14 protein-coding genes are annotated in these 13341 nt (G+C 40.4%); 11 read left to right on the forward strand and 3 right to left on the reverse strand.

Going from position 1 to position 13341, the window contains the following annotated elements; translation table 11 throughout:
• The first annotated feature begins 34 nt into the window (after positions 1-34).
• From CRO04_RS12435 to CRO04_RS12465, 7 genes are all read left to right on the forward strand, one after another.
• Positions 35-766 (forward strand): NAD-dependent protein deacylase, encoded by a 732-nt coding sequence (locus tag CRO04_RS12435; protein ID WP_097004572.1) that lies wholly within the window; start codon positions 35-37, stop codon positions 764-766.
• 33 nt (positions 767-799) lie between these two features.
• Positions 800-1789: an L-glyceraldehyde 3-phosphate reductase gene (gene mgrA, locus CRO04_RS12440; RefSeq protein ID WP_097004573.1), complete on the forward strand. Its 990-nt coding sequence runs from the start codon at positions 800-802 to the stop codon at positions 1787-1789.
• A 45-nt stretch (positions 1790-1834) separates the two neighbouring features.
• Positions 1835-2032, forward strand: coding sequence for a DUF951 domain-containing protein (locus CRO04_RS12445; protein WP_097004574.1), 198 nt, complete (start codon positions 1835-1837; stop codon positions 2030-2032).
• 151 nt (positions 2033-2183) lie between these two features.
• Positions 2184-2471, forward strand: a complete 288-nt coding sequence (rpsF, locus tag CRO04_RS12450; protein WP_097004575.1) for a 30S ribosomal protein S6 — start codon at positions 2184-2186, stop codon at positions 2469-2471.
• A gap of 22 nt (positions 2472-2493) precedes the next feature.
• Positions 2494-2946: a single-stranded DNA-binding protein gene (locus tag CRO04_RS12455; protein ID WP_097004576.1), complete on the forward strand. Its 453-nt coding sequence runs from the start codon at positions 2494-2496 to the stop codon at positions 2944-2946.
• 20 nt (positions 2947-2966) lie between these two features.
• On the forward strand, positions 2967-3233 hold the full coding sequence (gene rpsR / locus CRO04_RS12460) for a 30S ribosomal protein S18 (protein ID WP_097004577.1): 267 nt from the start codon (positions 2967-2969) through the stop codon (positions 3231-3233).
• Positions 3234-3764: 531 nt separating this feature from the next.
• Entirely contained in the window at positions 3765-4427 is a 663-nt protein-coding gene (locus CRO04_RS12465) for a S8 family serine peptidase (protein ID WP_097004578.1), read from the forward strand.
• 277 nt (positions 4428-4704) lie between these two features.
• Here the strand turns inward: CRO04_RS12465 and CRO04_RS26845 are convergent, their stop codons facing one another.
• Both CRO04_RS26845 and CRO04_RS26850 read right to left on the reverse strand, forming a co-directional pair.
• Positions 4705-5277, reverse strand: a complete 573-nt coding sequence (locus tag CRO04_RS26845; RefSeq protein WP_242974464.1) for a hypothetical protein — start codon at positions 5275-5277, stop codon at positions 4705-4707.
• Positions 5278-5370: 93 nt separating this feature from the next.
• Complete coding sequence (locus CRO04_RS26850; RefSeq protein WP_242974465.1) at positions 5371-5799, reverse strand: helix-turn-helix domain-containing protein; 429 nt, start codon at positions 5797-5799, stop codon at positions 5371-5373.
• Positions 5800-6253: 454 nt separating this feature from the next.
• Here CRO04_RS26850 and CRO04_RS12475 point away from each other — a divergent pair, with 454 nt between their 5' ends.
• From CRO04_RS12475 to CRO04_RS12490, 4 genes are all read left to right on the forward strand, one after another.
• Positions 6254-7675, forward strand: coding sequence for a carboxypeptidase-like regulatory domain-containing protein (locus tag CRO04_RS12475; RefSeq protein ID WP_166432549.1), 1422 nt, complete (start codon positions 6254-6256; stop codon positions 7673-7675).
• Between the two features lie 22 nt (positions 7676-7697).
• Complete coding sequence (locus CRO04_RS12480) at positions 7698-8525, forward strand: hypothetical protein (RefSeq protein ID WP_097004580.1); 828 nt, start codon at positions 7698-7700, stop codon at positions 8523-8525.
• Positions 8526-8836: 311 nt separating this feature from the next.
• Positions 8837-9598 carry a class I SAM-dependent methyltransferase gene (locus tag CRO04_RS12485; protein ID WP_097004581.1) on the forward strand — a complete coding sequence of 254 codons (762 nt, stop codon included), beginning with the start codon at positions 8837-8839 and terminating at the stop codon, positions 9596-9598.
• 110 nt (positions 9599-9708) lie between these two features.
• Positions 9709-10500: an EFR1 family ferrodoxin gene (locus tag CRO04_RS12490; protein WP_097004582.1), complete on the forward strand. Its 792-nt coding sequence runs from the start codon at positions 9709-9711 to the stop codon at positions 10498-10500.
• Positions 10501-10596: 96 nt separating this feature from the next.
• On the opposite strand, the gene CRO04_RS12495 is transcribed toward CRO04_RS12490, so the two are convergent.
• Positions 10597-13233 carry a cation-translocating P-type ATPase gene (locus CRO04_RS12495; protein WP_097004583.1) on the reverse strand — a complete coding sequence of 879 codons (2637 nt, stop codon included), beginning with the start codon at positions 13231-13233 and terminating at the stop codon, positions 10597-10599.
• Positions 13234-13341 lie beyond the last annotated feature (108 nt).

A 13341-nucleotide genomic window follows, 5' to 3' on the forward strand; every position in this document is an offset into this window, starting at 1 on the left:
CTGAATCCGCCCTGCATATTGGAGGGTTAAGAAGATGAATGAACAAAGTCTGTTAAAGGACTGGATCAGTGAGAGCCGGAATATAGTATTTTTCGGCGGAGCAGGCGTATCTACAGAAAGCAATATTCCTGATTTCAGGGGTGTGGACGGGCTCTATCATCAGGAGTATCAGTTTCCTCCGGAGACCATCATCAGCCACAGCTTTTACCGTTCCAATCCCGGAGAGTTTTTCCGCTTTTACAAAAATAAGATGCTGTATCCCGAAGCAAAGCCCAATGCGGCTCATTTAGCGCTGGCTAAGCTGGAGGAGATGGGAAAATTAAAGGCGGTTGTAACTCAGAATATTGACGGACTGCACCAGGCCGCCGGTAGTAAGAATGTACTGGAGCTTCATGGATCGGTCAGGAGAAATCATTGCACCAGATGTATGAAGTTTTTTACATTGGAGGAGATGCTTTCTTCCATGGGGGAAGATGGAGTCCCCAGATGCAGCTGCAAAGGGATTATCAAGCCTGATGTAGTGCTGTATGAAGAGGGCCTTGATGAAGATGTGATCAGTCGCTCGGTGGCTTCAATCTCCCAGGCGGATATGCTCATTGTAGGCGGAACTTCACTGACGGTCTATCCCGCCGCCGGACTGATTGATTATTACAGGGGCAAAAGAATGGTGCTTATTAATAAAACCGTTACTCCTATGGATGACAAAGCGGATCTGGTGATCAGCGGCAGCATCGGGGAAGTACTTTCCCGGGCAGTTGACATTTAAAGAGCGGTTCAGGAGAAGAAGGAGAGTAAAACGATGTATCAGGCAGCAGAAGACAGATATAGCACTATGAAATATAAGCGTTGCGGAAGAAGCGGAATCATGCTTCCCATGGTTTCTCTTGGGTTATGGCAGAATTTTGGGCTGGAGAAACCGTTATCAGAGCAAAGAGAGATTCTTCTGAAAGCATTTGACATGGGAATTACCCATTTTGACCTGGCCAACAATTATGGATCTCCGGCACCTGGAAAAGCAGAGGAGAACTTTGGGAAGATTTTAAAGAGTGATCTGTTTCCATATAGGGATGAACTGATTATTTCCACAAAAGCCGGATATGATATGTGGCCGGGACCCTACGGTAACTGGGGTTCCAGGAAATATCTCATGTCCAGTCTGGATCAGAGCTTAAACCGAATGGGACTGGAATACGTTGATATCTTCTACCATCACCGGCCAGATCCGGAGACTCCTCTTGAGGAGACCATGGGAGCGCTGGCTGACATTGTGAAGCAGGGAAAGGCTCTTTATGCAGGAATATCCAATTACGGTGAGCAGGAAGCCGTAAAAGCGATTTCCTTGTTACGGGACATGGGAGTACCATGCCTCATTGACCAGCCAAGATACAACATGCTGGAACGGGGCGCAGAGGAAGGCCTGTTTAATGCTTTACTGGAACAGGGAACGGGCTGCATCTGCTACAGTCCGCTTGCACAGGGCGCTTTGACGAACCGTTATCTAAATGGCATTCCGGCGGATTCCAGAGCAGCCAGAAAGGGAACTACCATAGGCGGCCGTTATCTGACGGAAGAAAGGCTTGAGCAGATCAGAAAGCTCCATGAACTGGCTGTAAACAGAGGTCAGACACTGGCGCAGATGGCTCTCTCCTGGGTTCTTCGGGAACCTGCAGTCACTTCAGTTTTAATAGGAGCCAGCAGCGTAAAGCAGCTGGAGGATAATACCGCCTGCTTAAAGAATCTGTCATTTACTGAACAGGAGCTGAAGGAAATCGATATTATATTAAAATAGCTGTTTATGAAATGGTAAAACTGAACGGATAGGACAGGTGTATGTATGATCTATGAAGTTGGAGATGTTGTAAAATTAAAAAAGCAGCATCCATGCGGAAGCCAGGAATGGGAAATTCTGCGTGTCGGAGCAGATTTTCGTTTAAAATGCATGGGCTGCGGTCATCAGATAATGGTTTCCAGGAAGCTGGTAGAGAAGAATACCAGGGGACTTAAGGGAAAAGATGGACAGCCAAAGTCATAAAACGTCCATATGATAAGAAAAAAGTAATGAAAGTGGGAAAAGGACTTGCTTTTATCAAAAGTTTCCGGTATAATATTGTACCGTGACATATATTAATCCTTGCTCCTGAAACTGAAAGCAGGGGCCAGAGACCACAAGGAGGTAAACAAGCATGAACAAATATGAATTAACCGTTGTTCTGAACGCAAAGCTCGAAGATGAAGAGAGAGCAGCTGCCATGGAAAAAATTAATGGTTACATTACTCGTTTCGGCGGCACTGTAACTGGCGTTGATGAATGGGGTAAGAAGAGATTAGCTTACGAAATTCAGAAAATGAAAGAAGGATTCTACTACTTCATCAAATTTGATGGCGCGTCCACAACACCGAACGAATTAGAAGAAAACGTTCGTATTATGGAGCCGGTTATCAGATACTTATGCGTGAAACAAGAAGCATAATAGATAAAGAAAGCGTGATCGTATGAACAGAGTAATCCTTATGGGCAGATTGACCCGTGATCCAGAAGTAAGATATTCCCAGGGCGAGCGTGCTATGGCCATCGCAAGGTATACCCTTGCAGTTGATCGCAGAAGCCGCAGAAGTCAGGACGGCAATGAACAGACGGCTGATTTCATCAACTGCGTCGCATTTGACAGAGCAGGTGAGTTTGCTGAGAAGTATTTCCGTCAGGGTATGAGAGTACTGATTTCCGGAAGGATCCAGACTGGAAGTTATACGAATAAAGACGGCGTTAAAGTATATACAACCGATATTGTTGTAGAAGATCAGGAATTCGCAGACAGCAAGGGCAGCGGATCAGGTGAAGGCGGCGGCTATCAGCCAACCTCCAGACCTGCTCCCTCCAGTGCAATCGGCGATGGGTTTATGAATATTCCGGATGGAGTCGAAGACGAAGGACTTCCATTCAACTAAATCTAACAGGAGGTATACCAATGGCATTTAACAGGAATGATAAAGCTGATGGCGCTAAGATGAGAAGAGGCGGCATGCGTAGAAGAAAAAAAGTCTGCGTATTCTGCGGCGAGAAGAACGGCGTTATCGATTATAAAGATGTAAATAAATTAAAAAGATACGTGTCTGAAAGAGGAAAAATTCTTCCCAGACGTATCACTGGCAACTGTGCAAAGCATCAGAGAGCACTGACTGTTGCTATCAAGAGAGCTAGACATATCGCTCTTATGCCTTACACTATGGAGTAAATCCTTATTTTATAAGGGTTTGCCAGCTGGGTAAGGGAGTTTTACTCAAAATTTACTCAAATCGGGATGATTTTTCCGGGCGGTTTACCGGCTGGGGAGAGAGCTTCGTGATATAGAAAGACTTCACATGAGAGTGTGGGGTCTTTTTTTAGTACGGAGAATCGAAAATTTGAGATTGATTGATGCCTTATATTACGAAGTAAATTCTTATTGAGTGTCAGTAATGGGGCGGGTTGAAACCGAACCACGTCCCAACTATTGACACAGGGCCTATTTACCCAAGATTATCCCGTATATCTTACCGGTTAACGAAAGGTTATTAAAACCATTCATGACCCTGGGCACACTTATGCTTTTGCTGAAAAGAATGAAGCAATTACAGAGTATAAAAAATCAGTATTTTTAAGGATTGGAGAAAATGAAAAAAATTTCAGCATTGAAATTTGGGGAAAATCACCCGCTCATTATTTTGTTGGCATAAGCTCTCCAACTGGTGATAGACTTGATATAATACCAGCAGGTATTGATAGAGTGGTGAAAAAATTTTATTTTGAAAATACAACTGTAATTATTGAATATTATAATGTAGAACCACATACAGGCGATCCTCTTATACTTATATGTTTTGATAATCCTGCACCTGGTCGATGGTCAATTGATGTTTCTGCTACTGGAGATTATATGTCTTCTGGTTTTCATGTCTGGATTCCAATGAGTGGTTTTTTAAAAGAATCCACCCAAATAAGCAGTTCAAGTGAATTTACCGAATTCGAGGAAAAAACTCCCGAAACTACTTTAACATCACCAAGTGATGCTCAACTTCCGATTACTGTCACTGCATATGATCATCGTAATAATAGTATTTATATCTTTGCTGGCAGAGGTTACACACGTAATAACATAGTAAAACCAGATTTAGCTGCTCCCGGGGTTTCTATATATTGTCCAACAACATTTGGAGAGACATTTTATTCAGGAACGAGCCTGGCTGCGGCAGAAACCACAGGTGTTGCTGCGATGATTTTAGAGTGGGGTATCATTCGAAAAGAATACCCTTTTATGACGGGTATCGACGTAAAACAGTTTCTAATAGATGGGGTTTATAGAAGTTATGAAATTCAATACCCCAATACGCAATGGGGTTATGGAATTTTGGATATTTATGATACTTTCCTTAAACTTAGGAAGAAATAACATTTAGTTTGATAATTGTTTATGATCTATCATAGATTATTAGTTCTGACCAAGTAGTGGTTTTTAGTACCATAAAAGTGTAATTGTTAAAGCATACCATTAGTGCTTAAACATTTACACTTATTTTTTATAATAAGGGAGTAATTGGTCCGGCAGCCTATTGTGGGGACTTTTTTGCTATTTTTTATGCTTGAATGAAAACCCAGAGTCCCTCTTAATAAGAGTTGAAAGATTTGAAGAAATAACTACTTTTCTTGAAGAAATAAGTGTTTTAAATTTAAGGAAAAGTGATTATAATAACGGAACAAACTATAATAAAGTGATATTTTTGCGCAAGATATCCAGACATCTGAAAAATACTTGCAAAAGTAAAATCCACATGCCGAAGTTTGTTTTTCATGGAATAATATTTATCGGATTCAATTACATGTAGCTGTAATAATTCAAGCAGCTTTGAATCAAGAAGCAACTGAGCCAGTTCAAATGGGATACGACCATTAAAACTGGCTCTTGCTGTACTGTTTATATGGTTAGTCATTAAAATGATGTCCTGTGGCGTATAAACGGTCAGAGAAATACCCTTAGGTATAATTTTGCGGATATATTCATGATTTTTCTCCAGTTTTCCTTTCTGCCAGGAAGCAAGAGGATCGCAGAAAAAAATCTTTGTCCGTAACGAACCATCCAGACTAGTCTCCAATGCCACAGGATTTTTAAACTCGGAGCCATTATCTGTGATGATGATTCCGAATAGGCGACGAAAGAGTTCAAGTCCTAATCCTTCTTCTAGCCTATCAAAAACTTCCTGAACGCATAACTGTGTGCATTCCTCCAATAAAAATATCAGCATGAAGTTACAGTCCTTGTTTGATCAGTGGAGTGATCAGACAGTCAAGTTCATACAATTCCTGTCTGGAAAATCCGATGCCTTCTCTGGATTTTTTTAAAGAGCCAAGATAAGCTGTATGTGCAGAATTAGCTCTGTAATAAAAGTGAGGCTTGGAACATTCATAAACCATACTGCAACCATTACAAACGAAAGGAGACTTTGTTGTATAACGACAAGAATCAGAGAAATAGTCAGGGTATAGAGAACGACAATCGGTTTTGCGACAGATAGAACATCACTTGTCAAGAGGACAATAAGCGCATAGATGTTGTTTGGGACATTGAACTTTGTGCGATCATTAGTAGGAGAATTACGTAGAGAGTTTCCGACTCTACGTTTGAAAACTTCTTTAGAAATAGTGGTTCTGTCCCTTCTAAGCATATCTGCAATGCGTGAAAAAGAATAGTTGCAGTTTAAGCCTTCTTTAATATCGTATCGATCCTGAAGGGTAAGATGTTTGTATTGGTTATTTTTATCATCCATAATAAAATACCTCCTGTGGCAGGCAGACATCATATAAGTATTATAAAATTTGTGAAAGAGTAACTTTCCAAAATTTGAACTACTAACATCCTAAAAAACAGAAAAAGTTGTACTTAAAAATACATTTAACCAAAAATTGAAGGTCGAGTTCAAAATGTGAAACTCGATTACAAAACGGGAAACTCGGAATTCTATTGACCTTACAAATTTGCTTAGCTGATTACCAAAGTGTCAATTATGGCACTTAACGTGTATAAAATTGGCGTGTTAGTTGAAAAATATATGTTTTGCGTTATACTAAAAGTAATAAAATATTAAACCAGTGGGCTTTTTTAATCCAATATTTTTCTATACTATATTTTTGAATTTTGTAAGGATGCCACTGTCATAAATAGAAATGGGGGGTAAAAAGTTAATTATTAATTGTATAACTTTATGTATGAGTATATTTTTAGTGTCGACCGCTTGTTTAACTGTATTTGCGGCAGAAATAGCAAAGGACGAAATATATCCACCTTTTAGTATTAATAAAGTTCAACAACAAATAAAAGAGATTAAGGTTGAGAATGACATAAAATTTTCTGATAGTAATGTAGAAAAAAGTATTATTCAAGATTCAAAATTACTTTCAGGTATTCAGTCCCAAGAAAATCAATCGCCTATTGCTGAATTAAAAATGGTTGTTCTAAACCCGGAATCCATGATTAATGGAAAACTCACGACCCAAACTCAAATTGCATGGTTATGGTCATATAACGGACAAAATTTTACTTATGATCCTGATGGAGATAGTATTGCAGATATGCAAGTTGGTGGTATCTCTAATACCGATATTATAGGTACTGTTACTGGAAACATTGGATTTGCGACTCAATTTAAAACAGCTGCACAATACCAACTTACATTTCAAGTGCAAGATTCCAAAGGGGCGTGGTCTAATATTGCAAAATATGTGTTTAGCATAGAACCCGCTGATGGAAATACTAGACCGATAGGTAAAATCAATTATTCTACTAATAAACTAATACCAAATCAGCTTCTAATGATTTCCTGGGATGGCTCAAGCGATAGTGACAGCGGTGATCAAATAGCCAGCATAGGAGGAATGGTGGTTAAGGATGGAGTTACTACTTCATTAGTTGATTATGTTAAACAACTTAATCAAACAAATTGTGTTCTATCGTTTAATGAAATTGGTAATTACGTAATATGGTTTAGAGTAAGTGATACCCATAATGCATGGTCAGACTGGACTATTTTTACGGTTGAAGTAGAGAGTTCATCAATGGCTAATATTCAGATCAAAGGTATTACAGAACCCAGCAGTCAATCGGCCTGGTGGGTCGACAATTTCCAAGCCCGTGGTGTATCTATAGATGCAAGCCAAACCGGGGCTGATTATTTATTTGAACATTTTGGTTCCCACAAATTTCCAGCCTCATTACCTGATAAGATAGTATCAGATGGAAATTTTGAAGTTACTGGTAGGCTACTTACAGCATCAGGCAAACCCATAGCTAATACAAGCGTAAAAATCACAATGCGATTAACGGCAGGTCGTGGAATAAATCAAACAGTCTTATCAGATAAAGATGGTTATTTCTCTTATAAGCCAACTTTACTTAAATTTTGGACTGATGCGGGATATGTGAGTGATGGAAATTTAAATTATGAGTATCTAGGAGATTATTCTGGTCAGGAAACGCAGTATATTCGTTTTTCATCGTCGGGAACTAACTATCTTTATTCAACAGTAATAAATGTGACAGCGGGAGGAAGCACCTATTCAGAAGAAGTGACATGCTTAGCAGGCTACACAAAAATTCCAATGGTAGGTAATTTAATGTATGTTGAGGGAGAATGGTATTACCGGTAAATAGAAGGGAGAGTTTAACAGAATGAATATCTCACAAAGTTCAAATTTTTTTCAATTAAATAAACAGAATCCATTTAGTAGAAAATTTGGGTTACCAATACCTTTAAAAGGTAATGTATTAAATGAAGTAGCTAATAAAGCTGCTGAAAGGAAGCAAATTAATTGCGATTTTGAATTTAAATCAAATATAAAGGAAATAGATTTAGACACTTACGCAAAAACACAATATACCGGGGCTTTAGAAGAATTTCCTCCAGAGGTTCTGGAATATTATTCTGCGAGTCTTAAATTTCTTTCTAATCTGTCCAGTGATCAGGAAGAAGCACTTAGTTCTTTTAAGGAACAGCTTATTACTTTTGATAAACAAATTCAGTCCTATCAGGATATGGCAGATGGGAAGGCGAGTCTGCCGGAGGGTGTCACCAGTAATGATATTAACAATCTATTAGCCAAAACACAAAAATCTCGCGAAAAATACTTAGAGGAAGGATTAAAGAAAATAAATAAGTGGGATTTATATAAGAGTGATTTTTTTAATCGGACAGTTAATACAGTATTTGGTGAAAATAAATTTACTGAAAGCAGCGGAAACTGGAAAATTGATATGAACGCTTCCGATATTTATGCTGAAATAGACAAAGTCATTAATTCAACAAGGGGTGTAACACAAACCCTTAATGAGGGGATTAGCCGAATTCATGATATTCTTGAAAGAAGAGGATATGGGGATACAAAGTATAATTTGCATCAAACCGTATCCCCTTCCTATAACACACAACTTTATGATACAGATACTGCTGACGATTTAGCATTATTACTGGCTTCAATTAAAAACAAAACTCAAGTTTAATTGTTGCCTAAATATAGGGATAAAAAATGGGATGGTCAGACAGATAAATTCAAATCTGTCTGACCGTTTTTAGTATAGCAGTCTTTTAATAAACCACTGCTATACAGGTGCAACCACATTTGGTTTCAGCTTCAAGTAGAAACCTCCAGTGATATAGTGTATTAGTGAGGCTTTAATAATGAATAAAAACGAAACTTTTATTGTGTCTCCAATTGAAAACACATGGCAAAAACAGCGGGAAAAGAACGATAAGATATGTTACTATCTTAAAGTCACACAATGACAGGAAAGATCAGATCAGGGGGCGGCTGATGAACCAGGATATAATAGATTATTACAAAGTATATGATGAAGAAGGCAGGTTGTTTCGGAATAACAGTCATAAGATTGAATGGCTGACCAGTATGCATTATCTAACGAAATGGATAAAAAAAGGTTCCTTTGTATTGGATGGCTGTGCCGGAACTGGGAATTATGCATTTCCATTAGCTGAGATGGGTTATAAGGTGACTGCCGGAGATATAGTGCATGAAAATGTCGATATTATCAGGGAGAAGCAAAAAAGTAATCCTGTATTAAATGATATCTATGTAGGAAGCATGCTGGATCTTTCGCGGTTTAAGAGTGAAAGCTTTTATGCTGTTTTGTGTATGGGGGCATTTTACCATGTTGATAATGAAATAAGACCCAGCATAATGAAAGAATGTCTCCGTGTATTAAAGCCGGGTGGATTGCTGGCGGTTTCTTATATCAATGCAATGGCCGGTGTAATTGCTGGCCTGGATGATAAGTTACAAAATATGGATGAGGCGGAGAAGTGGTTTAAAAACAAAACCTCAGATGGACTATTCTTGTATATGACTCCTTTGCAAATGGAGGAAATGGCTTTGGCTTTTCATGCCCGGATAGTTACCCACTTCGCAGCTGACGGGATAAACTACTTACTTTCCGGTAAGCTTAATACGGCTTGTGATGATGATTTCAATCGGTGGTACCAGTTTCATTTAAAAACGTGCGAAGATAAAAGTCTGTTAGGATATAGTTTACATGGAATGATAATTTTGAGAAAATAAATGTTTAAAAAGGGGCTGAATGAAGGTGATAAAAATAGTTACTGAATGATGTGTATAGGAGAATTTAAGGAACAAGTCAGGAAAAGCTGGCTGGAAACGGATTACAAATTATGAAAACCGAAATTATATATTTTTCTGCAACAGGTACAACAAAAGCAATTGTCACAGCAATTTCAAAAGGGTTAAGAGGTGAAGTGCATTTTACTGATATAACTCTGCCGGAGAAACGAAAAGACGCCATTGAAATAGATTGCGATTTAGTGATTGCAGCGATTCCTGTTTACGGGGAAAGAATTCCTCATTTTCTGTATGATTATTTAAAGAATATTCATGGCAATGGAACATACCTTGCAGCAATCTCAGTTTATGGGAACATAGGATTTGGTATCAGTTTGGAGCAATGGAAACGCCTTGCAGAGACGAACCATTTCAGATTAATTGCTGCAGGGGCATTCATTGGTCAGCATACCTATGCATCCAGAGAAGCTCCTGTCGCTTATGGAAGACCGGATGAATCAGATATACGGGAGGCCCGGACCTTCGCCGAAGATATTCAGAAAAAATTAGATACTGGTGACTCTAAGTGCCCTGAAATACCTAAATGTACATTGCCGGGATTTATAACAAAACTTCCGGATTCGGGTACACGGCTTCTGGTCAGGCAGCCACGGATAAATAACAGGACTGCCTGCAATAATTGCGGAGCCTGCGTCCGAAAATGTCCGGTGGGCGCTATTAACTCCGAAACTTTGGAAATCAGTGAAAATAAGTGTCTTCGCTGTTATGCCTGTGTGAGGGTCTGTCCCCAAAAGGCCAGAACAGCTGGTCTGCGGCTATCCGTTTTTCGGACTATATTCTTTCATGCAGGTATGAGCAAGAAGGAGAATCAGATATTCCTATAGAAGGATACATAGGTATTTGAATATCCAGGTGAGTAAAAAACGGGCCGCCGGATTCAGCCCTTGCAGATAGAACAGGACAAATCCGGCAGCCCGTGATTATTTGCGTTTAAACCGTTTTTCAATTTCCATAATCGGTACAATTAAAACGGAGATCAGTACGGCTGCTGTATATTCCATAAGGGAGATATGCTCGAAAGAGAATGCTCTCCTTAAAAATGGAATGTAAATAACAGAAGTTGTTAAAACAAAAGACAGTAACAGGGAAGTATTTAAAAATCCATTTTTCGTTTTCAAAGAAAAGATGGAATTATTTCTGGAACGCATGTTAAAGGAATGAAACATCTCAAGCAGTGACAGGGTAAGAAAAGCCATTGTCATGCCGTCTGCACTTTTCGCAATTTCCCACACTCCGCTTTCTAAGTAGTGTCCGATAAAATACGCTGCCATAGTCAGGAATGCGATCACAAATCCCTGGAAAGCGATTTCAACACCTACGCCGTCTGCAAAAATGCTGTCTTTCGGGTCTCGTGGCGCCCGTTTCATAATATCGTCCTCTTCTGCTTCCATGCCAAGTCCGATAGCGGGAAAGGAATCGGTAATCAGATTGATCCACAGTAAATGAACCGGCTTTAAGATGGTAAAGCCCATGAGGCTGGCGGCAAATACGGCGATTACTTCTGCCAGGTTGGAGGAAAGCAGAAACTGGATTGCTTTTCTTATATTATCATAGATTCTTCGGCCTTCGGCTACTGCGGCAACAATGGTGGCAAAATTATCGTCAGCCAGTACCATATCTGCAACGTCTTTTGTAACATCAGTTCCAGTGATACCCATTCCCACACCAATATCCGCTTCCTTGATGGCGGGAGCGTCGTTAACGCCGTCTCCGGTCATGGCGGTTACTTTTGAAAGCTTTTTCCATGTTTTCACAATGCGGACTTTATGCTCGGGCTGTACTCTGGCATAGACGGAAAGGCCCGTAATCCGTTTTTCCAGCTCCTCATCTGATAATTTTTCCAGTTCTCCGCCTGTGATAGCCATGCTTTCATTTTCGAGAATGCCCAGTTCCTTCGCGATGGCGACAGCAGTGGCCTTATGGTCCCCGGTGATCATAATCGGCCGGATACTGGCACTCTGGCATTCTTTAATGGCTGCTTTTACTTCCGGACGGACCGGATCGATCATACCGGATAGCCCCAGGTAGATCAGGTCATTTTCCAGAGCTTCAGGAGTGAAGGAAGGTATATCCTGCCATTCCCGCATAGAAGCGCATAATACGCGAAGTGCCCGGTCAGCCATGGCTTTGTTGGCCTGTATAATATCCTGACGGATGTCGTCGGTCATGTTTACAATGCTGCCTTTCATATATGCCTTGCTGCAGCGTTTCAGGACTTCGTCAGGTGCGCCCTTTGTGAACTGGATTATGGTGCCGTCTTTCTTTTTGTGAACGGTAGACATCATTTTCCGAACGGAATCAAACGGTGCTTCACCAATTCGCTCATAATCTTTGGCCAGATCAGTTTTTGACAGGTTATATTTATTTGCATCATTTACCAGTGCGCATTCTGTAGGTTCTCCTACTGCCTGATGGCTTTCCGGGTCAAGCACGGCATCAGAACAGAGTGCCATGGCAGTCATTAGAAGGTTATCATCAAAAGAAGAGTGTTCCACTACGGTCATCTTATTCTGGGTTAAGGTTCCGGTCTTGTCAGAACAGATAATCTGAGTGCAGCCTAACGTTTCTACGGCTGTCAGTTTTCTTACAATTGCGTGCTTGCGTGACATCTTTGTTACTCCGATGGACAGCAGTATGGTAACCACCGCTGCCAGTCCTTCCGGAATGGCGGCTACTGCCAGAGAAACAGCAATCATAAAGGTGTCAATCAGTTCCTCCATCCGGATGCTGTTTCCTGAAGCTGTGATTCTTATAATATTTACAGCGAACATTAAGGTACAAATCACAAGAACCATGATGGACAGCACCTTGGAGAGCTGGTTTAATTTGATCTGGAGAGGTGTTTCCTCGTCTTTCGCCGTGTTAAGGGCATCTGCAATATGGCCGATCTCAGTTTCCATTCCTGTGTGACAGACTACGGCTTTCCCACGGCCGTAAACGATTGTAGAGCCGGTATAAATCATGTTCTTTCTGTCTGCCAGCCCAACCTCTCCCTTTTCAGCATTTATCACATCACTGATTTTAGAGACAGAGACCGATTCACCTGTCAGTGCGGCTTCTTCTGCTTTTAAGCTGGCACTCTCTAAAACTCTGGAATCAGCGGGAACTGAATCGCCTGCCTCCAGGACGATGATGTCACCAGGTACCAGCAGTTCTGAGCGGATGATTTCAAGTTTATCATTTCGAATGACTTTTGATGTGGCAGCCGTCATTTCCTGTAAGGATGCTATGGCAGATTCGGCTTTTGACTCCTGATAAACACCCAGAATGGCGTTAATAATGACGACAAGCAGGATTATAATGGTATCAATCATGCTTTCTCCTGCGTAAAAAGAGGCAGCTCCGGAGATGACTGCGGCGGCAATCAGAACAATTGTCATAAAATTAGAAAGTTCTTTTAAGAATTTTTTGAAGAGACTTGTCTGCTTCCCTTCTTTTAATTTATTTAACCCGTATTTGCCCAGCCGTTCTTTGGCCTGGGCCTGGGTGAGCCCCTGAGGAGATGTCTCAAGCTGGTTTAGGACTTCATTGGATTCCAATAAGTATTCTTTTTGCATTGTTTTTCTCCTAAATTTATTTTTATGTTGCGGTTGACCAGTGATAGATAGTGTTTCCCTTTTTTGCATTAATTATCAGAATTAATCAGTCTCCATAATGTATTCCGG

The sequence above is a fragment of the Lacrimispora amygdalina genome (assembly GCF_900205965.1).
Classification (GTDB): domain Bacteria; phylum Bacillota; class Clostridia; order Lachnospirales; family Lachnospiraceae; genus Lacrimispora; species Lacrimispora amygdalina_A.

Coding starts and splice junctions, on each gene's coding strand:
- CRO04_RS12435 (WP_097004572.1), top strand. CDS start 35: ATGAATGAACAAAGTCTGTTAAAGGACTGGATCAGTGAGAGCCGGAAT.
- mgrA (WP_097004573.1), top strand. CDS start 800: ATGTATCAGGCAGCAGAAGACAGATATAGCACTATGAAATATAAGCGT.
- CRO04_RS12445 (WP_097004574.1), top strand. CDS start 1,835: ATGATCTATGAAGTTGGAGATGTTGTAAAATTAAAAAAGCAGCATCCA.
- rpsF (WP_097004575.1), top strand. CDS start 2,184: ATGAACAAATATGAATTAACCGTTGTTCTGAACGCAAAGCTCGAAGAT.
- CRO04_RS12455 (WP_097004576.1), top strand. CDS start 2,494: ATGAACAGAGTAATCCTTATGGGCAGATTGACCCGTGATCCAGAAGTA.
- rpsR (WP_097004577.1), top strand. CDS start 2,967: ATGGCATTTAACAGGAATGATAAAGCTGATGGCGCTAAGATGAGAAGA.
- CRO04_RS26845 (WP_242974464.1), bottom strand. CDS start 5,277: ATGCTGATATTTTTATTGGAGGAATGCACACAGTTATGCGTTCAGGAA.
- CRO04_RS26850 (WP_242974465.1), bottom strand. CDS start 5,799: ATGGATGATAAAAATAACCAATACAAACATCTTACCCTTCAGGATCGA.
- CRO04_RS12480 (WP_097004580.1), top strand. CDS start 7,698: ATGAATATCTCACAAAGTTCAAATTTTTTTCAATTAAATAAACAGAAT.
- CRO04_RS12485 (WP_097004581.1), top strand. CDS start 8,837: ATGAACCAGGATATAATAGATTATTACAAAGTATATGATGAAGAAGGC.
- CRO04_RS12490 (WP_097004582.1), top strand. CDS start 9,709: ATGAAAACCGAAATTATATATTTTTCTGCAACAGGTACAACAAAAGCA.
- CRO04_RS12495 (WP_097004583.1), bottom strand. CDS start 13,233: ATGCAAAAAGAATACTTATTGGAATCCAATGAAGTCCTAAACCAGCTT.